This is a genomic window from Psychrobacter sp. JCM 18900, assembly GCF_904846625.1.
Classification (GTDB): Bacteria; Pseudomonadota; Gammaproteobacteria; order Pseudomonadales; family Moraxellaceae; genus Psychrobacter.
In genome coordinates this window covers 358,238-381,542 of record NZ_CAJHBL010000003.1, presented here as the reverse complement: position 1 = coordinate 381,542, position 23,305 = coordinate 358,238, and the positions used below count along the sequence as shown (strand labels likewise).

Genomic DNA, 23,305 nt, shown 5'->3' with positions numbered 1-23,305 from the left:
AAATGATACGAGCTGTTCAATGTTAAATTGGATCGGTATTGCCGCAATTAATATGGCTATTGGTGTTGCTCTGGGCGCGTTTGGTGCGCATGGTTTAGAAGGCCGTGTCAGCATCCAACCACTCGAGTGGTGGCATACGGCAACGCTGTATTTGTTCGTACATGCGCTGGGATTATTGCTTGTCGGTCTGCTAATTCGTTTAAAATATATTACTCAGACGACTGCTTGGTTACTACAAATTGGCATTATAATCTTTGCTGGTAGCTTATATGCCATGACGCTTGGTGCACCGCGCTGGTTCGGTGCGATTACGCCTATTGGCGGCGTTCTTATGATTGCAGGTTGGCTATGGTTGGCCGTTTCCGCCTTTCGATTAAAAGATTCAGTTAACTGAGCTGTTTAATAATTAATGTGATTTTAGCTCTTTGCATTAGCTGCAATGAATTATCAGTAATAAAATAAAAGATACGTAGTGAATAGCAGATAAACAGGAATTTTAATTTAGTAGGGAGTATTTAATATGAGCACCATTAGTGTCAATGGTAAAAGCTTGCAAACCACTCATCAGACTGTACAACTGGTTATCAATGAGCTTGGTCTTAGTCAGGGTCGTTACGCTGTGGAAGTCGACGGCGAGCTGACGCCAAAGAGCGAGCTTGCTCAATTACGTCTCGTAGAAGGTATGAATATCGAAGTAGTACAAGCCGTCGGCGGTGGTTAATAATGTTTAGACAGATAAGCTTGAGCTGATAGCTAGTTCATTTTCGTTCTAAGTTTACCAACTAAGTTTACTAATGCTAAAAAAGACCTCAACGTATTACACGTTAGAGGTCTTTTTTTATGTCAATTACAAAATAATGCAGCAGCTACTTATAAATTTTTTATTCTATTAGTCTGCTTTCACTAGCTTGTAACGATAATGTTCAAAGTTTAGACTCGAACTATGCTGCTGGTACTGCTTCTGCAGGGGTTAGATCCTGATAGCGACTATCGCGTCCCGCACCCTGAGTCTTTTTGCGCTCTTGACGGGTTTTGTACTTACGTACTTGTCTATCTAGCTTGTCTGCCATCTCGTTAATGGCTTTATACATATCATCTTCATACGCTTGGACAAACATTTCTTGACCCGAGACACGCATAATTGCTTCAGCTTTATGGCTCTTTTTACCGCCATCGCTAGCACCGCTATTGTCTAACGATAAAATCACTTGAATACTTTGTATCTGATCAAAGTGACGCTCTACTTTTTCAAGCTTCTCGCGTACTGCTGTGTCCATAGCTTCGGTAACGCTGATATGATGACCACTGATAGAAACATTCATATTGTTGTCCTTTTATTTGTAACTTACAATCAACAGATGAGGTAGCATTCTTGCTTTTGTCATCCTGCCTTACCAATAACTACTCCAATGCCTCTAGTAATGTGTCGACGTATCCTTTTATCGTCTCCTTTATTAATTGTAAATAAATACTATAAATCGGCACTTGGTTTTCGTTGTTGGTATGACTCTAATTTGTCATGAAAATCGCCCAGTAGCAAGCCATTAAATTGTAATTAAGTGTAACAATACCTATTATTTCTACTTGGTTTCTATATAATCAAAAAATTTTATTTTTTATATCTGTATTGCACTATACAGACAGGTAGCCATTAAGCTTATAGAAAGGTGAGCTTAGATAATTAATATTTCTGTTTGCGCTGAGTAGACGAGCCAATATTCATTGCTTCACGATATTTGGCGACGGTTCTTCTGGCTATATCGATACCATCTGCTAACAGCTCATCTTTGATACGACTATCTGACAATGGTTTTTTGGGATCTTCGTCAGCGATGAGCTTTTTAATCATGGCACTGATAGCGGTCGATGAGATATCTCCATCAGCACTACTTACGTGAGATGAAAAGAAGTGTTTCAAAGAAAACAACCCTTGCGGCGTCAAGATGGTTTTACTGGTGGTAAGGCGTGAGACCGTAGACTCGTGCAAGTCAACTTCTTCAGCAATTGCCTTTAATATTAGGGGTTGCATGGCGGTTGCACCATGCTGCAGGAACTCTTGTTGATAGCGTACAATGCTAGTCGCTACTTTGAGTAGGTTTTGATTGCGCTCTTCGATACTACGAATAAACAATCGAGCATCGGTGAGGTTTTCGCGCAGATATTGATTGTCAGGGCTGTCATCGCCACGCTTGACCAAATTGGCATATTCTTGGTTTACGCGTAGTTTTGGTAAGGTGTCTGGATTGAGGCGTACATACCAACCATCCTCTTCAGCTTCAGAGTTACTTGTCGCCTTATTATTCCTAACAGGTGTGACCAACACATCTGGAATATCGTAGCTCTCAGGCGACTGGGCATAGTCAGGCTGGCTAGACTGAAACAGCAGCCCTGGCGAAGCGTTTAAGGTACGTAGTAGCGTAAGCGCAGGTGTGATGTATTCTGGTGCAAGCCCTGTACGTTCAGTCAGTGCTTTAATATTATTACTGACTAAATGCTCGCTCGCTGATAATAGCGCTTGAGCTTCTTGTAGGTATTCGGTGTGGGCATCTAGTTTGGATAGCTGAATTGATAAGCACTCGCTTAAATGACGCGCCCCCACACCAACTGGATCACAGGACTGGATAATACGTAATACCGTCAAGACCTCTTCTTTTTCAACGCGCTCGTCCCATTGATAGAAACTTGCCATCGTATCAAAGCTCTGCAGTAGCTCATCTATATCAATTCGAATAAAGCCCATGTCATCCATGGAGTCTATTAAATACTCTGCAATCAGCGTATCAGCCTCTGATAGACGCTTAAAGTTCAGCTGCCAGCGCACATGATCTTGAATGGTAGACGATGTACCGCCTTGATAACTATCGAAATCTTCATCACCCCTACTATTGCCAGAGCCCGCTGCGGTAGAGGCATAGTTACCAGTGTCAAAGCTACCTATATCAAAGCTATCGGCATCAGAACTGCTGTAGCTATCTACATCTATTGCACTATCATCGATATTAGGTTGTTGTAATTTGTCCAAACTATCACTGAAGCTATCGCTACTATCGCCGCCGTACTCTGTACTGGTAGTAGGTACTGAGTCAAATGAGTCACTGCTACTTTGATTCCAGCTATCAAGCGTCAACGGCTCGCTCCACTCCTCTATTTCATCGTCACCACTGTCGTATTCGTCATCGTTTTCGATACGTTCAAGTAATGGATTACTATCTAGCTTTGCTTGAACCTCTTGTGCGAGCTCAAGACTAGAGAGCTGCAGCAATTTTATGGCTTGCTGCATTTGCGGGGTTAGCTTTTGTGAGTTGCTCAGCGTGGTCGCCAATCCGAACGACATACTCATGGGCGGCTTATTGCACTCCGATCTTAGTGATATTGTGTTTATTCTGTCAGTAAAGGTAACGACATAAATCTTATCAGGACATGACGATAGCATTTTTTGCCACAATTTTGCTATGATAATTTATGTTTTGTCCGGATACGTTTGGTTTGCTATCGATAGCAAACTATCATCTTGGCAAGGATGAGCGATCTATAAATACGAGCAGTCTGTTTATTACCGCGAAAATATTATAATAAATAAATTGCGGCAAATGACCAATACAGCTCACACCAAATAGGAATATTGTCATGAATTCAAGTAACCATCAACTTAACGTCGCTGCTATTCAAATGAACAGTCAGCAGAATGTTGAGGATAATCTAGCAGATATCAAAGCTGCCATCATCGATGCACAAGGCCAAGGGGCTGAGCTCGTTGTATTGCCTGAGAACTGCTGTAGTATGGGGCAGCAATCTGCTACTGCCGAGCGTTTTGATGACTTATCAGCGACGATAGCAGACTACGCCCGCACTGCTGGTATCCATGTACTAGCAGGCTCGTTACCCTGCCATTATCGTCCTAATGGCACTGTCGTTCCTGATGGTAGATTGCGCCAAGTGAGCCAGCTGTTTGCACCAGATGGCACCCGCGTCGCACGCTACGACAAGATTCATCTGTTTACCGCAACTGTGGCCGACAAGCATGGCAGCTATAACGAAGCGGCGACCTTTGAGCCAGGTACCCAGACCGTAGTTGCGCCATTAGCAGTAGGCAATACAGTCTATCAACTCGGCATGATGGTATGTTTTGATTTACGTTTTCCAGCATTGGCGCAGCGTCTGCGACAAGCCGGTGCTGAACTATTGAGTGCCCCCTCTGCCTTTACGTACTTGACTGGACAAGCACACTGGTCGTTGTTGTTACGTGCTCGTGCTCTAGATAGTCAATGTATGGTCATTGGCGCAGCACAAGGTGGTGATCATCTCTATAAGGATGGTAGCACCCGTCAGACATGGGGACATGCAGCCATTACAGCGTTTGATAGTAGTGTTATCGCAAGCTATGACGATAGCGAACTGGATAAACAATATGCCATCGTCATGGCGTCATTAGACAAGCAGGCGCAAGAGCAAGGCCGCCAAAAACTGCCTATCTTTGATTGCCATCGTTTGGCGTAGATTATGAAATACAGTGGATTTCGTACCTAATTGCTAGGACAATTCTTCATTTTGAGTATGAGTTGCTCGTGGATGGGCGCGATCATAAACCTGCGTTAATTTTGCAAAGTCAACGTGGGTATAAATTTGCGTGGTGCTAATATCACTATGCCCGAGCATCTCTTGTACGGCGCGCAAGTCACCACTACCTGATAGCATATGTGATGCAAAACAATGACGCAGTAGATGTGGATACATGTTTTGGGCAATACCCGCGCGGGTGGCAGCAATTTTTAAACGCTGCTGCACTGCCCGTGTTGATAATCTGGTACCGAGCTTTTCACTGATGAACAATGCGCTATCCATCTGCTCTACCCATAGGTTACGATGCGGCAGGTAGCGACTAATCGCTTCTGCGGCCTTTATCCCTAATGGTACTAGCCGTGTTTTATTTCCTTTACCTGTGACGCGTACCCGCAAATCAGACAAGTCTACATCTGCCATATCGAGTGCGACCAATTCGCCAACACGCAAGCCACTACTATAGAGCAGTTCAAACATGGCCTTGTCACGCAACCATAAGCGCGCTTGCTCTGGTGTATCAGGGGTCTCTTGATCGAGTAGCTGAGTCAGCAAATCGACATCAGCGATAGAAGGCAGCGGTCTAGGACTGCGCTTCAGCTGATAGCCAGTGGTTGGGTTGATACGTGCTAGCGCTTCTTCAATCATCCAACCATAAAAATGCCGAATCGCAGACAGCTCTTGCTGGACACTGGCAAGCGCCAACTTATCTTCATCAAGACGCTGACTAATATGCTGGGCAAGTTGCCGTTTATCACAGCGTGTCCACGTTAGACGCTTACCACGCAAAAATAACGCTAGTTGATTTAAACCAGCAAAATAAGCGGTCAGAGTATGCGGCGAATGGTTGCGCACAGACAATGTATTGAGCCAACGATGCACAGGTGCGAGTAGCTCTCGTAACGCAGCATCTGACTCTATAGTGACGGCCAGCTCAGTAGATAGCCAAGGTGCTGAGCTCGCTGCCTGAGTGTCTTTATTAGTAGACATAACCATATTAGAACCATCCTTGGCATTTATACCATGTGCCTAATAACGGCTATCAGCTATCAGCACCGGGTTTAAGTCCCGCTTGTGCCATCAGGCCATCTGGACTAAATACACCTTCATAGACGAAAGCGGTCGGTCCCGTCATCATAACTGAATAACCTGGCTGCCATTTGATAATCATGCTGCCACCATATAGCTGCGCGCGGACTTCCTCACCTTCATCGAGCCAGCCTTCACGTATACCAACAGCCACTGCTGCACAAGCACCCGTACCACAAGCTTGGGTCTCACCCACACCGCGCTCGTACACACGCAAACGAATATGGCGCTGATTCATCACTTGCATAAAGCCCACATTGACGCGATCTGGAAAGGCAGGATGCGATTCAATTGCTTTGCCTAAAGTCTCGACCTCAGCATCGAGTACGTCATCGACTTTTATTACAGCGTGCGGATTGCCCATATTGGCAACGTACAGCTGTACAGGCGTACCATTTACATCAAGATGATAGGTGTTTTGAATTTTAGTCGTCGCTCTTGGGCTAAACGGAATCTCATCTGGCTCAAATTTAGGCTTGCCCATATCGACATCTACCCAACCGTAACGATCAGTAGTCAGGGAAATAATGCCGCTAGCCGTCTCAACGCGTAGACGCTGCTTAAATGACAGTTTACGTGCTTGCACAAAACGCGCGAAACAACGCGCGCCATTGCCACATTGTTCGACTTCGGTGCCATCAGTATTAAAGATACGATAACTGAAATCAACATCAGGGCGCATGGGTGGCTCGACTACGAGCAGCTGATCAAAACCAATGCCTAGGTGACGGTCGCCCAATAACTGCACCAAATCCTTGGTCAAATCTAAGCGCTGGGTCACTAAATCAATGACCATGAAATCATTACCCAACCCATGCATTTTAGTAAACTCTATTAGCATATCTTTGATGTCCTATCCTATTTTTATGTATGCCTTATATTAGCACGCTGTCAGATACAATCATAATAATACCAATCCCAAAAAATACGATTAGCGGTGTCAAACTTGTTTAGTCTACAGTGAGTAGTACTTGCCCTCGTTTTCCTTGCTACTCTAATTTTTGTGAATGGTGTTGCCTTCAACTAAAGGCATGCCTTCAATTAAGAATCAGCTTTAATTAAAAAACACTTTCCTCAAAATCCAGTCATAAAAAAACCCATTGTCATTATCACAATGGGTTCTCTTCAATCATCAAATACGGCGATAGTTTTGGCTCGTCTTTAATAACCTTACTGCGCCTGCCACAATGTTTCATTTTCATATAATGATTCAATCGTTTCGCGCTTGCGGATTAGCTGATGACTATCACCAGACACCATCACTTCGCTGGCACGTGGGCGTGAGTTATAGTTACTACTCATGGTAAAGCCGTAAGCACCTGCACCCGTGATGGCCAATACATCATCTGTGGCCAATGATAGTAGGCGGTCTTTTGCCAAGAAATCACCCGTCTCGCAAATCGCGCCAACGATGTCCCATGGCTGTGTACCATCTGTATCGATACCGGCACTAGGTAGTACACTTGGAATCACCGCCATCTCAGCTTGATATAAAGCAGGACGAATCAAGTCATTCATCGCGGCATCAACGATCGCAAAGTTCTTATGCTCGGTTGGCTTGAGTACGTCAACTTGAGTTAATAGCACGCCAGCATTGGCAACGATACTACGACCTGGTTCAAAGAACACAGTCAAGCCAAGTTCACTAAGCTTTGGTAACAAAGCTTGGGCAAACTCATCGATAGACACAGGTGTCTCATCGATATAGCGCACACCTAAACCGCCGCCCAAATCGATATGCTGCAACTCAATACCAGCGTCACGCAGGCTATGTATCAGCTCAATAACTTTATCTAACGCTGCAACAAATGGCTCTACCTCAGTTAACTGCGAGCCAATATGACAGTCAATACCAACGATGTCGATATGTGATAAGTCGGCCGCTTGCTGATAGACCGCTAATGCGTCTTCGTGAGTGATACCGAACTTGTTGTCTTTGAGACCTGTTGAGATATATGGATGGGTTTTGGCATCGACGTTAGGGTTGACACGCAACGAGATTGGCGCAGGCTTATCAAGTGACTTTGCCACATCATTGATTAAAGTCAGCTCGCTGATAGATTCAACGTTAAAACAGCCGATACCTTGAGTCAGCGCATATTCGATATCACTGTACGTTTTGCCCACACCTGAGAATACCACACGTGATGCTGCGCCACCTGCCGCCAACACACGCATTAGCTCACCGCGAGAGACAATATCAAACCCAGCGCCTGCCTGTGCCAAGACACCAAGCACAGCAAGGTTAGAGTTTGCTTTTACGGCATAGCATACCTGATGATTCAGACTGGCAAAGCTATCAGTATAAGCTTGATAAACGTCCAATATTGCTTGCTTTGAATACACGTAGCATGGTGTGCCATATTGTTTTGCCAACTCATCGATACTGACCTGCTCCATATACAGCGCATCGCCGCGATAGCTTAGCGCTGGCAAGTGAGCACTCAACGCTTTCGGGTCAACATACAACCCTTGCTCAGTTTGGAGAGTAACGGATTCGCCAGTAGCAGAATCGGTCAAGTCAGCAGGTAGTTCAGAATGACTCATATAAACATCTCTAATATAATCAGATTATCAAGGGTGAAAATTAAATTTAGGTAGCAAAGCTATTTAGCCAATCAGGCAGTAATTAACCGCTATCTCTTGGCTCAGCTTAGCGATTATTAGCCTCGCAACTATTAGCCTCGCAACTATTAGCCTCGCAACTATTAGCCTAGCAGTTATTGGCTTAGCAATTAATAGTCGTTAGGATCGGTACTAGGCTCAGGCAGTACCATTTGCTCTTCTAGGTAGCGGTTTTTTTGATAGTTATCATCGTCGATGCCGGCAAAGGCTGCATCTTGTGGATGGCTAGTACTATCCAGTACAGACGCACTGCCCTCTATCGTTTGACTACTAGAGTCTGCCAGATATAGATCGCCTTTTTGCCCGCAGCCTGACAATCCTAGCATAACCACACTGCCAATAAATAAAGTGGCAACAGCCTGACGACTGGTACGAGCGAACGAGCTAGCATGCTTGGCTGCTGAGGGGCTGTGTATAATAGACATATAATAGATAACCTGTGAGCTTACGACGGCATAATGGCGATAGTAAATCGTGATAAATAAAAAACAAACGGACAGCAAAACCAGCAATTAAAGCACTGTTGTTATGACCATTTTAATCATAGCATTATTACATAAAGCTGTACGGATACTGAATATGATTGGTGAATAAATTTGCGTGATGTTGGATATTTTCTAAAACATTAGTCGAATTTTTATAGTAATATCGTCTGCGAGCTTAGATATGAATGTATGACATATGGGTGTCTCGACAATATTTCTTACAATTTCGTGAGCAATAGCACTGTTATGCCGCCCATACAGGATATCCATTTATAGTTCTATAACTCACTGAATATAATTGATTTATTCCGTATTTAGCCATTTATTAATCACACATCTTAAACCTTGCCCCTGTCGTGGTGTAGAAACAAAAATGTGTTACATTATATTCCCAGTTTGCGGCGGCAATAGGATGCTAGCCTGAGATGCAGACGCATTACCTCATAAGCATGGATGCATAGCAATGTCAGAAATAGTAGCCCAAGTATAAACAAAATCGCCAATATGCTTGCTTGATATGATCAGCATAGATATGGCTGATTTTTATTTACTCGGCGGTTATCAACTTCATCAACTCCATATAATAATGACATCATGTCTCAGTGACCCTTACTACAGCACTTGAGATATCAGCGATGTAGCATTTGATGATAATAAAATAGGACGTGGCAATAGACGTCTTTTTTGTATCGAACGAACGATATAATTGATTTGCCCTTTATAAAAACCAATCTAAGGATAGAGTATGAGCGCCAACCTAAGTACCACTTTTGATGATAAGAATAGCGAAACATCAACCCTAACCAGCCCCACTTTAGTCCTCAACTGCGGTTCGTCTTCTATCAAATACGCGTTGATTAGCGATGACAACTCTACTCGTATCACCGGTCTTGCCGAAAACTTAGGTCTCGATACAGCCCGTATCAAACACACCACGCTAAATGGCGATAAGTTAGAGATCTCTATCCCTGGCGGTAGTCACAAACTCGCCTTACAAAAAATTCTAGAGCTACTAGAGCAATATCACTTTATCGCAGTCGGGCACCGCGTGGTACATGGCGGCCGTGAGTACTCTGAAGCGGTTCGCGTTGATCAACATGCGCTAGAAGAAGTAAAACGCTTAAAGATACTAGCTCCACTACATAACCCTGCAAATGCTTTGGGTATTGAAGCGGTTCAAGCTATTTACCCTGATATCCCACAAGTTGTGGTATTTGATACCGCCTTTCACCAAACCATGCCACCCGTCGCCTTTCGCTATGCGTTACCAAAATATCTATACGAAGAGCACAAAATCCGTCGTTATGGCTTCCATGGTACATCTCATGCATACGTCTCAGAACGTGCTAGCCAAATCACTGAAGCAAAAGGTCCTCATGGCTGGATAACCGCACATCTAGGCAATGGTTGCTCAGCAACTGCCGTATATGATGGCAAAAGTCTCGATACCAGCATGGGTTTGACCCCGCTTGAGGGACTGATGATGGGCACACGTAGCGGCGATGTCGACCCAAGCTTACATATGCATCTAAAGCGTCAGCTCGGTATTAGCCTAGAAGAAACGGATAAGATGCTCAATAGTGAAAGCGGTCTGCTTGGTATTTCTGGCCTATCAAACGATTTGCGTACTATTGAGCAAGCTGCGAGCGAAGGCCATAAAGATGCGCAGCTCGCTATCGAGATGTTCTGCTACCGCGCTGGTAAATACCTTGCCAGCTTAAGCTGTGCACTGCCTGAATTTACCGGTATTGTTTTCACTGGTGGTATTGGCGAAAACTCTGTCACCACGCGCGCAAGCATTTTAGCCGTCATGCGTCATTTCGGTATCAAAATGGACGCTGAAAAGAACGCTGGATTGTACGGTGGCCAAGAAGGCAGCTTCCAAGCAGAAGGTAGCAGTGTCGAGCTGTGGGTCATTCCTACAGATGAAGAATACCGCATCGCTCAAGAGACTCGTCAAGCATTGAAATTAGTATAAGACGATTGATTATAATGCCTAGCGCTTATCGTTCTAAACGATTTTAAAAAGCTGAGAACAAATAAGATAAAGCGCTTGGTGTTTTTATACTGCACTGCTTATGCTGCTCAAAATGACTCGACGTCTAAAATAAAATAAATTGTAGGACACATTATGCAAACCATTTTACTTGTTCCCATTAGTCGCGGTATCGGTGTAACATCAGCCGCGCTCGGATTGATTCGTGCCTTTGATTATAACGGTATCAAAGCGGGCTTTATGAAGCCATTTTTGCAAGATGATACGCTAGACAAACAGCATAGCTTAGACAGCTCAAGCGCATTGACCATGCACGCATTTGGCCTAAATCCACCTGATTCTATCAGCCGTCAACACGTCGAGCGTATGCTAGGCGATGACAATCTTGATGACTTGATGGAAGAAGTGATTGCCAATTTTCATATGATCGATGATGGTCATGACGTGATTATCTGTGAAGGTCTGGTGCCGACCACTGAGACCTCTTATGCTTCACAAATCAACCGTGCACTTGCTCACGCGCTAGACGCCAAGATTATATTTGTCAGTACCGCTGATATCAGTAAACCTGCCTATTTAGCAGACAAACTGGATGTCCATGCCCGTGAGTTTGGCGGTGTCATCGATTCACGTACGCTCGGTGTGATATTGATGCGTGTACAGGACGTGCCGAACACCTTTGACAATCAACCTGTCGCGCCGGGTGAGGCCGTTGTTAGCTTAGATCCCAACTTCCTACAAGAGGTTCAGCGTCTATCGCCTTCGTTTAATACCGAAGTATTCCGCCTTATCGGGGTTGTCCCTTTTAGTGACTCTCTATCTGTGCCACGCACATGGGATATCGCAACGGAGCTTGATGCGACTTGGCTAAATATTGGCGAAGCAAAGACACGTCGTATCAACCGTATCAGCCTAACCGCACGTTCAGTGGCGCGCGTCAATGAAGTCTTTAAGCGTGGTACGTTAATGGTGGTGCCTGGCGATCGTGATGACTTGCTATTGGCTGCCGGATTAGCCTGTATCAATGGAATTCCATTGGCAGGTCTGGTGTTAACAGGTGGCATCACCCCAAGTGAGACCGTTGCTGAGCTTTGGCAATCAGCGCTCAAAACTGGCATCCCTGTCATGAGTGTCGAAAGCGACAGCTACGAGACGGTACAGAGCCTGATGCATATGAGTTCTGAGATTCCAAGTGATGATACAGAACGTGCTGATGAAGTGGCTCGTTATGTGGCAGCGCATTTGGATCTAAGTTGGATTAAAGAATACTTCAGCCGCAATCATGAGCCGCGTCTGTCACCATCAGCGTTTCGCCATCAGTTGGTCAAAAAATCACAGCACGCCAAAAAACGTATTGTACTACCAGAAGGCGCGGAACCACGTACAGTCGAAGCTGCCTGTATCTGTCAGAGTCGTGGTATCGCCAACTGCGTGTTACTTGCTAAGCGTAGTGACGTTGAGCAAGTGGCAAAAAACCGTGATCTAACGCTACCTGAAGGGTTGGAAATTATCGATCCTGATAACCTCGATATGAGCAAATATGTCGCCGCTGTCGTAGAGCGCCGTAAAGGTAAAACCACTGCGGAAGTTGCTGCTGAGTACCTAAAAGACACGGTCTATTTAGGTACTATCATGCTCCAACTGGACGAAGTCGACGGTCTTGTCTCAGGTGCGATTCATACCACTGCCAATACAGTACGCCCAGCATTCCAGCTAATCAAGACCGCGCCGCAATATTCGCTCGTGTCGTCAGTGTTCTTTATGCTGTTGCCTGAGCAAGTGGTCGTCTATGGTGATTGTGCGATCAATCCAGATCCTAATGCTGAGGAGCTGGCAGAGATTGCCATTCAATCAGCACAGTCTGCTGCTGCCTTTGGTATCGATCCAAAAGTTGCAATGATCAGCTACTCTACCGGCTCATCAGGCGCAGGCGCGGATGTCGAAAAAGTTGCCCGTGCAACCCAAATCGTTCGCGAGCGTGCACCAGACCTCAAAGTCGACGGCCCGCTACAGTATGATGCGGCGTCTGTCATGAGCGTCGGTAAGCAAAAAGCGCCTGACTCACCTGTCGCTGGACAAGCCAATGTCTTTATCTTCCCTGATCTCAACACTGGTAACACCACTTATAAAGCAGTACAGCGTAGCGCCAACGTCGTCAGTGTCGGCCCTATGCTACAGGGTCTGAATAAACCGGTGAATGATTTATCACGTGGTGCCTTAGTCGATGATATTGTCTATACCATCGCGTTAACCGCTATCCAAGCGTATAGCGATTTGATTTAATCGCTGTAAAACTTAACCGTTAAATTCCTATACAAAGCCGACTATCTTTATGATGGTCGGTTTTTTATTGGTGCTCTGTGACAGACAGTGGTGACAGATGCTCGCCTGCCCTCTACAATAGCGCTATCATCAAATTATTTACCCTAAAGAGGCCAGCCAGTAAAAGAGTAAGGTGCATGAAAGTTTACGTGCGCCCTATCTACTTTTACACATTTATTTATGCCAAATACGAGCAACAGCCCACAAGAAAAAACACCTGCACCTGCCATTCGTGCCTACCTTGGTGGCTCGTTCGATCCCGTACATAATGGTCATCTAGAAGTAGCAATGTTTGTCTATCAGCACCTACTACCAATCGCAACGCGGCTACATCGTACACTGCATGTGTCCTTATTACCCAATGCACGCTCGCCATTTAAGACCCAAAGTACAGACCCTAACCATCGTTTAGCGATGTTAAAACTAGCGACGGAAAATATGCCGATACAGATTAATGAGCTGGAGCTGTGGCAAGCGCCGCCTGTCTATACGATCGACAGCGTACGTACATTAAGACAGCGGTATCCTAATGACAGTTTGTTATTTATCATGGGTATGGACAGCGCACATAGTTTGGACAAATGGAAAGATGGATTGCGTCTCACTGACTATGTCAATTTATGGGTATTTAATCGTCAGAGCAGTACCGATGTGAGCGATGGCATTAGCCGAAAATTTTCTGATAGTATTATATCTTCTGAAAACCATACAGCGACCGTACAAGATATTGCTACTCTACAATCGCAATTGCCGTTGTCATTGCAGCCCCATATAACAGACTCACCTATAGAGCTATTAACTCCACCTATTCATCACTCGACAAATAGCTTAAACTCAAATAGCACTGATCCGACTAGCACTGACTTAAAAAGCCCTGACTTGAAAAACGCCAATCAAGGACGCATTTATATAGATTCGAGACCTATTACTGCGGTATCAAGCACACAAATACGTGAACAACTACAGAAACTAGACGATCAAACAAATAAAATGCCAGTCGCTAAGAGGCAAATCGCATCTATAGCATCAATAAATGATATCATTAGCAATACTGAATCTAATCCATTAGCTAAATGGCTAAATCCTGCTGTTTATCAATATATTATCGCCCATCAGCTATATTCTGCTGCTCAATTCCGTTAAAATCGCCTTATCTATGTCATTTTGCCTATCCTGTCTCTATGCGTGACTGACAACATATGATCAGTCGGATAAGACAAATTGACGTTTTACCCCTTTATTTTACATATTTACGATTCAAGAGATTAAAATTTATGACCAACACCATGACTGCAGAACGCCTAACAGAATGTTTGACCCTAGTACAAAGCGCTCTAGATGATATGAAAGCAAAGAACATCACTGTAATGAATGTAGAAGAGTTGACTGACGTAACAGAGCGCATCATCATCGCTGATGGTACCTCAAAGCGTCATGTACGTGCGATGGCTGATAGCGTCGGCGCTGAAGCTAAGCAAGCTGGTTTTATGCCACTTGGCCGTGAAGGCGGCATCGATTCTGACTGGACGTTGATTGATTTGGGCGCAGTTGTCGTCCATATGATGACGCCGCAAGCACGTGAGTTTTATGATCTAGAAGGCCTATGGTCATCACCTGAGCAGTTGGCTGAGCTAGTTGCTACGCCGCGTGAAAAGAAAACTGCAGGTCGTCGTAACAAAAACAAATAAGCTTGTCAGTGACGATATTCGTTCAAAATTAAGAAACGCTCCACCAAAAAGACCAGAATACTTATTCTGGTCTTTTTTTATGTAAATTTTATGATGATGAACCAGTATAATCAGATACATCATTGAGTACGGATAAGCTCATTTCATATTAATATCTATTAGCCACTAAAATTAAACCGCCTTAGCCTATTCATTTTACCTATTAGGAAACCTTATGAGCGCAGAATCGATCACATCATCACCTGAGCAAACTTCAACAGACTTTAACCAAGACTTGCCACTACATATCGCCAACTTAACCTGCGTCCGCGCTGGCAAATCTATGCCATTCGCCCGTGAAGAAATGAGCGCCATTGATAAAGCACCTATTAAGTCTCCTGTCGCCGTCAACTTTATGGGCTTAACCACTGATGAACAGGCTGACCGTAAGCATCATGGTGGCCCACTAAAAGCCGTGCATCAGCTAGCACCTGCGACGTATGCAAAAATTAATGCAGAGTTTGGTTTAAAAGTGCGTGTAGGTACATTGGGCGAAAACCTTACGACTGAAGCTGTCGATGGTTTGCCTGAAATGACCGAATCTACGGTTTGTATTGGTGATGTTTTTCAATATGGTGGACATTTTGAAAATGGCCAAGATAACAGTAATGATGGTGATAGCGTTCAACTACGTATCGTCCAACCACGCCGCCCATGCTACAAAATTAACGACCAAATTGGCCAATTTACCAAAGTACCAAATATCGCGGCATGGGTCAGCAAGCAAGGGATCTCTGGCTGGTATTTCCAAGTTGTGCGCGATGGCGTTATAGACGCTGATTTACCTGTGTATCTGGTTGAGCGCCCTTATCCGTTTGCGACATTGGATACGCTATGGCAACTGGCAAACTCAAAAGAAAAGTTTGATGCAGATACTATTGAGCCGTGGCTCGCGATTGACTGTTTAGAGGACAGTTGGAAAAAGGTTCTGGCTAAAAAAATCCAACAGGATTGAAAAGGTAACACTCAACAAAAACCTTTAATATGACTTTTCTATTTATAAAAGATAGCCAGTACCCTGCGTAATGGCGTCACAAGGTTTTTCATGTTCTATGTCAGCTCCATAATAAACACTCTCTCCTTCTCCATCTTTGATCGTGAAGGAGCACTCCATGAGTGAAAAGACAGAAAGTATCAGCTACTTACAAGCGATAGCGATTAGCGTTGGTGCGATTATCGGCTGGGGTGCGTATGTCATGCCAGGCGATTTGTTTTTGCCGCAGTCACAGCTATTAGGCTCTTCTGTTGCTATTATTATCGGTACTTTAGCCATCTATATGGTTGCGCGTGCCTATATTAATTTGCTGACCCAAACGCCAGAAAACGAGTCAGGCGGCATCTATTGGATTGAAAAATACATCAATCGCAAGCATGCCTATATTTATGGTTGGGGCGTCACGATAGGCTATATTTCTATTATCGCGCTCAATATATCAGCCGTCGCTTTGCTACTGCGCTATTTGTTACCTAGCGGCTTACAATTAGGCTATCTATATACGATTGCTGGTTGGGAAGTCTACGCCAGTGAAGTGTCTCTATGCAGCGCGGCTATTATTTTATTCAGTTATATCAATCTAAAAGGCGTACGAGTCGGCGCAAAAATCCAACTCTATATCGCCCTCTTTATGATTCTATCAGTCACCGCGCTGTTTTTTGGCTCACTTTGGATGACACCAACGAACCAAGCATTTTTGCCAACTGATATGTCTAGCGGCTCTATTACCAGTCTGGCATGGTTACCTATCTTGGCCGTTATGCCGTGGGCGTATGTTGGTTTTGAGACCACACCGCAGATTTCAAAAGCCATCAGCGATTCAAAAACCAAGACCAAAAGTATTATCCTAATTTCACTCATCGCTGGTGTGTTGTTTTACTTTTTAATCAACTACTTTACCGCGCTAAACATGAGCTTTGACTATCAAGCGATCAAAGACAGCCACTGGGCGACAGGTGAAGGCATAGACAATCGGATTGGTAGCATTGGCATCTGGCTGCTATCGATCGCTATGATTGGCTCGATAATGAGCGGTATCAACGGCTTTATATTGTCATCGGTTAAACTCTTAGAGTCTATGGGCGACACGTCATTATTGCCCAGCGTATTTACAGATAAACACAACCAATTCAGTAAGCAAAAGACCGTTATATTGATATGCTTGGTGTGCCTACTCTCTCCTTGGCTGGGTAGAAACTACCTACTCGATATCGTGACAATGGCGTCTTTGGGTATAACCGTTGGCTTCGCTTACGTCACGACCGCTGACCTCATCAATGAGCGAAAAAAGAAACAGGCAGGTTTGCTAAATTATCTCTCTGTATTAATCAGTGTGGTCTTTATATCGCTATTGCTGCTACCATTTTCACCAGCGGCGCTGTCGTTCAATGCTTATGTCTTGCTAGGTTTCTTTATTCTGCTCGGGGCAATTGGTTATAAAAAAATCGCAGTTCATTCTAACGTTAATTAACCGCAACTATTCCCACACAGAGCATTTCATGGCAAAAAACATTTCCTCGATTGCATTGGCATCAGTATTAATATCATGTTCCATGCTATCGCTCGTTGGCTGCGTATCAACGACAGCGCCGCGTTATGTCATCGATAGCGATAGCTATCAAGCTACTGGCAAAAGCGAGCGCATTAAAACCATCGTCTTGCACTATACGGTCTCAGATAACGAGCGCTCGATAAAGACATTGACCACAGGCAATGTGAGCGCGCACTATTTAGTATTAGACAATGATGACAATAAAATCTACAACCTTGTACCAGAGAGCGAGCGCGCATGGCATGCTGGTGATGGCGGCTTTGCAAGACGGACGATATTAAATGATACCTCTATCGGTATCGAGATCGTCAATAGTGGCATCAAGCCTGAATATCGAGACGCGCTGAAAAATGGCACGCTCGACTATCATCCTTATGAGCATTATGTGGCATTTGATGAGTTGCAGATTAAGAAAGTCGCACAACTGGTGCAAGATATCGCCATGCGCTACGACATCTCACCGAAGAATATCATTGGTCACTCGGACATGGCACCCTCGCGCAAGATAGACCCTGGTGCAAAGTTCCCATGGGAGCGACTGTATTTCGATTACGGTATTGGCGCTTGGTATGATGAGTTTGATAAGCAGTTCTTTATGAATCAAGATGGATTTGCGTCGGCCACGATACCTGAGATCAAGCAAGCGTTTCGCAAGTATGGCTATCAAATCAATGACACTGATATATGGGACAAAGCCAGTCGCGATGTCGTCTATACGTTTCAGCTACACTTTAGATCGCAGCAGCCAACGGGGAATATGGATAGCGAGACCTATGCGATATTGCAGGCACTAAATAAAAAGTATGCTGGTCGGGATGATTTTTATTGAAGAATACAGGCTATCAGGAGACATAAACCATGAATAATTCTCAACAAAATGAGCAAGATGATCTGCAAAAATATCTAGAAGAAAAAGCCAAACAAGAGCAGGAGCAGGAAGAGAAAGAGGAGCAAGAACCTGAGCCACTCTCTGCCTATGATGCTTGTGTGCTAAAGGAAAGTGCGAAGATTCATGAGTTGATTGCTGAAGCTAAGAAGCGCCCCAAAGATGAATAACTGGATAGACAGTACTTATCAATACTTAGCAATCAAGAATATATAAATGCGCAAGTTAATGTCTTATGTTTTGAGACATAGCTAAGCTGCTATAAGAGCAATACTATAACCAAACAACGCTATATCACTTTATAAAAGAAGGCCTATCTACCAACTATTTAGGCTATTTATTGCGATAGGCTAATGATAAAATCACCGCTCACAGGGTTATAGATAGTATCACTGCTCGCACCATCTCATTGGCTTCCCGCATCTTTGGTTTTATCGTTGATTTTAATGATGACTAGGATGATGCGCGGCTTTTGATAGCTTGGCTTTGATAACTTGATTCTATTACCAGTCCCAATATCTCTATTATCAAACGAACACCAATAATACTAAAAAAGGAATATTTATGTATCAAGCCTTTCAAAAACACCTACAACAAGAAATCAGTGATATACGCGCAGCAGGACTGTATAAAAACGAGCGCGTTATTACCTCTCCGCAAGATGCGCTAATCAAGATCGCCGATGGCCGTGAGATGCTTAACTTCTGTGCCAATAATTACCTTGGACTGTCTGACCATCCTGAGATTAAAAAGGCGGCGATCCAAGCCATTGAAAACTCAGGTTACGGCATGTCATCAGTGCGGTTTATTTGTGGTACGCAAGATTTGCATAAGCAATTAGAAGCGTCGATTTCTCAATTTTTTAATACCGAAGATACTATTCTTTATGCCGCTTGTTTCGATGCCAATGGTGGTGCCTTTGAGCCACTGCTGACCAGCGAAGATGCCATTATTTCTGATTCGTTAAATCATGCCTCAATCATCGATGGGGTGCGCCTGTGTAAAGCTGCTCGTTATCGCTACGCCAATGCAGATATGCAAGATTTAGAAACGCAATTACAAGCAGCGCAAGCACAGCGTTTTCGTTTGATTGTCACCGATGGTGTGTTTTCAATGGATGGTAACGTGGCGCCGATGGATGAGATCTATGCGTTAGCACAAAAATATGATGCCATGGTCATGATTGATGAATCACATTCAGCAGGCGTGGTCGGTCGCACTGGTGGCGGCGTAACTGAATTGTTTGATTTACGTGGCGATGTTGAGCTGATTACTGGTACCTTGGGCAAGGCATTTGGCGGTGCTATTGGCGGCTTTACGACGGGCAAAAAAGAAATGATTGAGATGCTGCGTCAACGCTCACGCCCGTATCTATTTTCAAATTCTATTCCTCCTATGGTGGCTGCCGCTGGGGTAAAAGCGTTTGAAATGCTATCGCAAGACAATACCCTACAAGACCAATTACATGAAAATACCGCCTATTTTGTGAAGCAAATGCAAGATGCGGGCTTCGATATCAAGCCTACCGAATCGGCCATCTGTGCGGTGATGCTCTATGACGCCAATGTCTCCCAGCAAATGGCAGACGCACTGCTTGAAGAAGGCATTTATGTGATTGGCTTCTTCTATCCTGTCGTGCCAAAAAATGAAGCTCGCATTCGTGTGCAGCTCTCTGCTGCTCATACTCGCGAGCAGCTCGACCAGTGTATCGCCGCCTTTATCAAAGTCGCCAAGCAAATGAAGGTGATTGATTAAGCGTCGCTCGATATTTACCTAGATTCAACCCTTAAGTACAACACCGTTAAATAAGAGAAAAGTATGAAAGCACTGGTTAAAGCTCATGCCGAAAAAGGCATCTGGATGCAAGACATGCCAGAACCTACGGTCGGCATCAATGACGTTAAAATTAAAATTAAAAAAACTGCCATCTGTGGCACAGACTTGCACATTTATAAGTGGGATGAGTGGTCACAAAAGACCATAAAAACGCCAATGATTATCGGACACGAATACGTCGGTGTCATTAGTGAAATGGGCGATGGCGTCAAGCATCTTGAAATAGGTGACCGAGTCACAGGCGAAGGCCATATCGCTTGCGGGCATTGCCGTAACTGCCGCCGAGGTAAGCTCCATGTGTGCGAAAACACCATCGGCGTGGGCGTTGACCGCGATGGCGCGTTTGCCGAATATTTGGTGATACCTGCCGATAATGTCATCAGACTCGATGAGCGTATCAGCGATGAGATGGCGGCCATTATGGACCCCTTTGGCAACGCTACTCATACCGCATTGTCTTTCCCTGTCCTTGGTGAAGATGTGCTAATCACGGGTGCAGGATTGATTGGTTCGATGGCAACAGCGATTTGCCGATTCGCAGGGGCGCGTAATATTGTGGTCAGCGATATCAGCGATTATCGCCTAGAGCTTGCCAAAAAAATGGGCGCGACGATGACCATCAACCCAGCCAAAGGTGAAACCATCGAAGGCGCTATTGCTGAGTTAAAAATGCACGGCTTTGATATTGGGCTTGAGATGTCAGGCTCGCCTCAGGCCTTTGATTCGATGATTAGTAACATGTATAACGGCTCTAAAATTGCGCTCTTGGGTATTTTGCCTAACACCACCACGGTGGATTGGAGCAAGATTATTTTTAAGGCATTAACCCTAAAAGGTATTTATGGCCGCGAGATGTGGGAGACGTGGTATCAGATGGAGCAAATGCTGATTAGCGGTATTGATCTGTCGCCCATCGTTACCCATCGCATGCACATTGATGACTTTCAAGAAGGCTTTGATATCATGGAAAGTGGGCAATGCGGTAAGGTGATTTTAAGCTGGGATTGATTTTGGTGATTCAGCACTTGATCAGCCATGGTTAGCTTTTACATTGTCATGACTTATAAAACGGCACTGATTTCAGTGCCGTTTTTTATAGGGTAAAAATCATACGGGGGACAAATTATGGTCGATTCTGAAGCCTATAAACTTGAAAAGTATTTAGCAGAAAAAGCCAAGCAAGATCAGGAAAAAGAACAAGCGTCTGAGCCGCTCTCTGCTTATGATGCTTGTGTGCTAAAGGAAAGTATTAAGATTCATGAGTTGATAGCTGAGGCTCAGAGAAAAAGTAAATAGAGTGATTTGGATGATTAAGTAGATTATAAAAAATTCAATTTATCACATTATTTTTATTTTTTACTACATCTAATGATGTTATAATTTATAAAAATAATATGGATTGAATAAATATGTATCAAGAACCACAGTATGAAATGTTCAGTGACTTAGATAGTCACAACAAAGATGGCGAGCTAATAAATAACAAAAAGGCTATAGAAATCCTAAAGGATAAGTTCGGCTTTGAACCACAGATATTATTCGATGCCCTTCTGAAAGCTGATGGAAACTTCAACCTTAAAACTAAATTAAATCGTGGTAGCGGTATGGCTCGCTGGGGCGATGTTGGTGAGCATCTTGCATTACAACTCATACCAAAAGGTGTTTTGTATAATTGCGATCGTGGACAGCCAACACTAGTTATAACTGATAGTAATATTCAAATTATTATAATGTCAGGCAACGATGCTGTAGGAAATATAGATTCACCTATTTCCTCTAACTGCGCAAAAGGCGTGGAAACGAAAAACAAAATTGATAGTAATATATATAGAAATAGTAATTCCGAAAAATTAGAAACTTGGATTCTATATTATCCGTCAAGAAAGCATGGCCTGTATGATGCGGATGATCCAAATTTAATTTGCGAACTTGCGCGTCCAACCTCCTATCAGGTAATAAAAAGCGGGAAGATATTTCCAACTAATCATGACTGTAGGTTAATGTTTACTTCAAAAGGCGAGATTCAGTCATACGTGAGTGAATTTGCTGATGAATCAGTGAATGAAGACTCTTTTGAAATTGAGTATAAAGATGCGAGTAATGAAGAGTAATTTTGAATTTAATAAGCGCCGTTTAAAAATAGCGAAGGACTTAAAGGGTAAGACTAACAAGGACTTAGCAAAAATATTATCATGTACTGAAGTTACTATTTCAAACTATCTAAATGAAAAAAAATCTTCAATCCCTGACTTTGAAAAAGCAGTAACTTTAAGTAAGTCATTAAATTTACCCTTTAGTTTCTTTAACTCTACTTTTGAGACACAAGTCGTAGATGAGCAAATTTTCTTTCGCTCATATAGTCGTATAAAAGCCCAATATAGAAACTCTGCTCGGGCTTATAGTGAGTTTGCAATTCAAACCTTAGAGTATTTTGATAAGAAAATCTCTAATCTTCCTGTTTTTCAAGGCTTTGATATTGATACTCTAGTGAACGAGCCTGAAAAATCAGCTTTAACACTTCGTGGTGATTGGCAGTTGGGTATATTACCGATTAAAAATATTATTGCCTTGCTCGAATCACATGGCATTGCGGTATTCCGCTTACCTATGGAAGTAAAAGAAGTTGATGCATTTTCTTTTTATCATGACGGACGACCTATAGTGTTTTTGAATACAGCAAAGTCAGCAGAGAGAATGCGTTTTGATGCTGCTCATGAGCTTGGTCACTTAGTTCTGCACAGTGATGATAAAAATGTACTTGAAAATATGAAAGACAAAGAGCACGAAGCTGATAGGTTTGCATCTAGCTTTTTAATGCCAAAAGAAGCCTTTGTTGCTATGGCTCCAAACAACCTAAATCTAGCGAATTTAATAAGCTATAAAAAATACTGGAAGGTGTCTCTTGCAGCTATTAATTATAATCTTCACGAGCACAAGTTATTAACTGATTGGCTTTATCGCTCTAATTGTATCGAGTTTAGTAAGCAAGGATATAACAAATCGGAGCCTGAGCCTATTGAGCGTGAAAAACCTGTTTTGTTGAATAAGATCATTAAGATTCTTTTGGAAAAAGAAGGTAGGAATTTTTATGAGAATATTGATTTTGGTTATCAAATTTTAGATGATATAACGTTCAAGTTAATCAGTGAAAATACTAAACCTAGACTAAAACTACTTTAAAATATATATGATTTTTAATAATTCACTTAGTAGACCTCTTGCAAAAGTACCAGTTC

The 23,305-nt window shown here is 43.5% G+C and carries 22 protein-coding genes; 16 read left to right on the top strand and 6 right to left on the bottom strand.

All coding sequences use genetic code 11. The features are described from left to right. Nucleotides 1-19: 19 nt before the first annotated feature. Nucleotides 20-394 (top strand): DUF423 domain-containing protein, encoded by a 375-nt coding sequence (locus JMX96_RS07215; RefSeq protein WP_201568286.1) that lies wholly within the window; start codon nucleotides 20-22, stop codon nucleotides 392-394. 126 nt (nucleotides 395-520) lie between these two features. Then, complete coding sequence (thiS, locus tag JMX96_RS07210; protein ID WP_201568285.1) at nucleotides 521-721, top strand: sulfur carrier protein ThiS; 201 nt, start codon at nucleotides 521-523, stop codon at nucleotides 719-721. Nucleotides 722-941: 220 nt separating this feature from the next. Here thiS and hpf read toward each other — a convergent pair whose 3' ends face one another. Then, nucleotides 942-1,322 (bottom strand): ribosome hibernation-promoting factor, HPF/YfiA family, encoded by a 381-nt coding sequence (gene hpf / locus JMX96_RS07205; RefSeq protein ID WP_057758130.1) that lies wholly within the window; start codon nucleotides 1,320-1,322, stop codon nucleotides 942-944. A gap of 359 nt (nucleotides 1,323-1,681) precedes the next feature. After that, nucleotides 1,682-3,340: an RNA polymerase factor sigma-54 gene (rpoN, locus tag JMX96_RS07200; protein WP_201568283.1), complete on the bottom strand. Its 1,659-nt coding sequence runs from the start codon at nucleotides 3,338-3,340 to the stop codon at nucleotides 1,682-1,684. A gap of 287 nt (nucleotides 3,341-3,627) precedes the next feature. Between rpoN and JMX96_RS07195 the strand changes: the two genes are divergently transcribed. After that, entirely contained in the window at nucleotides 3,628-4,497 is an 870-nt protein-coding gene (locus JMX96_RS07195; RefSeq protein ID WP_201568281.1) for a nitrilase-related carbon-nitrogen hydrolase, read from the top strand. A 33-nt stretch (nucleotides 4,498-4,530) separates the two neighbouring features. Here the strand turns inward: JMX96_RS07195 and JMX96_RS07190 are convergent, their stop codons facing one another. The 4 genes from JMX96_RS07190 to lptM form a co-directional block, all read right to left on the bottom strand. Further along, nucleotides 4,531-5,553 carry a tyrosine recombinase XerC gene (locus tag JMX96_RS07190; RefSeq protein WP_201568271.1) on the bottom strand — a complete coding sequence of 341 codons (1,023 nt, stop codon included), beginning with the start codon at nucleotides 5,551-5,553 and terminating at the stop codon, nucleotides 4,531-4,533. A 46-nt stretch (nucleotides 5,554-5,599) separates the two neighbouring features. Continuing rightward, on the bottom strand, nucleotides 5,600-6,487 hold the full coding sequence (gene dapF / locus JMX96_RS07185; RefSeq protein ID WP_201568270.1) for a diaminopimelate epimerase: 888 nt from the start codon (nucleotides 6,485-6,487) through the stop codon (nucleotides 5,600-5,602). A gap of 329 nt (nucleotides 6,488-6,816) precedes the next feature. Then, entirely contained in the window at nucleotides 6,817-8,046 is a 1,230-nt protein-coding gene (gene lysA / locus JMX96_RS07180) for a diaminopimelate decarboxylase (protein ID WP_201568593.1), read from the bottom strand. A 335-nt stretch (nucleotides 8,047-8,381) separates the two neighbouring features. Beyond that, entirely contained in the window at nucleotides 8,382-8,696 is a 315-nt protein-coding gene (lptM, locus tag JMX96_RS07175; protein ID WP_201568269.1) for an LPS translocon maturation chaperone LptM, read from the bottom strand. 805 nt (nucleotides 8,697-9,501) lie between these two features. Here lptM and JMX96_RS07170 point away from each other — a divergent pair. The 13 genes from JMX96_RS07170 (at nucleotide 9,502) to JMX96_RS07110 (ending at nucleotide 23,249) form a co-directional block, all read left to right on the top strand. Beyond that, nucleotides 9,502-10,734 (top strand): acetate/propionate family kinase, encoded by a 1,233-nt coding sequence (locus JMX96_RS07170; protein ID WP_201568268.1) that lies wholly within the window; start codon nucleotides 9,502-9,504, stop codon nucleotides 10,732-10,734. A gap of 153 nt (nucleotides 10,735-10,887) precedes the next feature. Continuing rightward, nucleotides 10,888-13,035: a phosphate acetyltransferase gene (gene pta, locus JMX96_RS07165; RefSeq protein WP_201568267.1), complete on the top strand. Its 2,148-nt coding sequence runs from the start codon at nucleotides 10,888-10,890 to the stop codon at nucleotides 13,033-13,035. A 219-nt stretch (nucleotides 13,036-13,254) separates the two neighbouring features. Then, nucleotides 13,255-14,217 (top strand): nicotinate-nicotinamide nucleotide adenylyltransferase, encoded by a 963-nt coding sequence (locus JMX96_RS07160; protein ID WP_201568264.1) that lies wholly within the window; start codon nucleotides 13,255-13,257, stop codon nucleotides 14,215-14,217. Nucleotides 14,218-14,348: 131 nt separating this feature from the next. Next, nucleotides 14,349-14,762, top strand: coding sequence for a ribosome silencing factor (gene rsfS, locus JMX96_RS07155; RefSeq protein WP_057758112.1), 414 nt, complete (start codon nucleotides 14,349-14,351; stop codon nucleotides 14,760-14,762). 214 nt (nucleotides 14,763-14,976) lie between these two features. After that, nucleotides 14,977-15,756, top strand: a complete 780-nt coding sequence (locus JMX96_RS07150) for an MOSC domain-containing protein (RefSeq protein WP_201568262.1) — start codon at nucleotides 14,977-14,979, stop codon at nucleotides 15,754-15,756. Nucleotides 15,757-15,913: 157 nt separating this feature from the next. Continuing rightward, complete coding sequence (locus JMX96_RS07145) at nucleotides 15,914-17,266, top strand: APC family permease (protein WP_201568260.1); 1,353 nt, start codon at nucleotides 15,914-15,916, stop codon at nucleotides 17,264-17,266. Between the two features lie 28 nt (nucleotides 17,267-17,294). Then, the gene (locus tag JMX96_RS07140) at nucleotides 17,295-18,176 is read left to right on the top strand and encodes an N-acetylmuramoyl-L-alanine amidase (protein ID WP_201568259.1); all 882 of its coding nucleotides are present in this window, start codon (nucleotides 17,295-17,297) and stop codon (nucleotides 18,174-18,176) included. A 29-nt stretch (nucleotides 18,177-18,205) separates the two neighbouring features. Continuing rightward, the gene (locus tag JMX96_RS07135) at nucleotides 18,206-18,403 is read left to right on the top strand and encodes a hypothetical protein (protein WP_201568257.1); all 198 of its coding nucleotides are present in this window, start codon (nucleotides 18,206-18,208) and stop codon (nucleotides 18,401-18,403) included. Nucleotides 18,404-18,797: 394 nt separating this feature from the next. Then, nucleotides 18,798-19,988: a glycine C-acetyltransferase gene (kbl, locus tag JMX96_RS07130; RefSeq protein ID WP_201568255.1), complete on the top strand. Its 1,191-nt coding sequence runs from the start codon at nucleotides 18,798-18,800 to the stop codon at nucleotides 19,986-19,988. A gap of 63 nt (nucleotides 19,989-20,051) precedes the next feature. Beyond that, nucleotides 20,052-21,077, top strand: a complete 1,026-nt coding sequence (gene tdh, locus JMX96_RS07125; protein ID WP_201568253.1) for an L-threonine 3-dehydrogenase — start codon at nucleotides 20,052-20,054, stop codon at nucleotides 21,075-21,077. Between the two features lie 117 nt (nucleotides 21,078-21,194). Then, nucleotides 21,195-21,365 carry a hypothetical protein gene (locus JMX96_RS07120; protein WP_201568252.1) on the top strand — a complete coding sequence of 57 codons (171 nt, stop codon included), beginning with the start codon at nucleotides 21,195-21,197 and terminating at the stop codon, nucleotides 21,363-21,365. Nucleotides 21,366-21,478: 113 nt separating this feature from the next. Then, nucleotides 21,479-22,180, top strand: coding sequence for a hypothetical protein (locus JMX96_RS07115; protein WP_201568251.1), 702 nt, complete (start codon nucleotides 21,479-21,481; stop codon nucleotides 22,178-22,180). Then, entirely contained in the window at nucleotides 22,170-23,249 is a 1,080-nt protein-coding gene (locus JMX96_RS07110) for an XRE family transcriptional regulator (RefSeq protein WP_201568249.1), read from the top strand. Before JMX96_RS07115 ends, JMX96_RS07110 begins: the two co-directional genes overlap by 11 nt. Nucleotides 23,250-23,305: the final 56 nt, after the last annotated feature.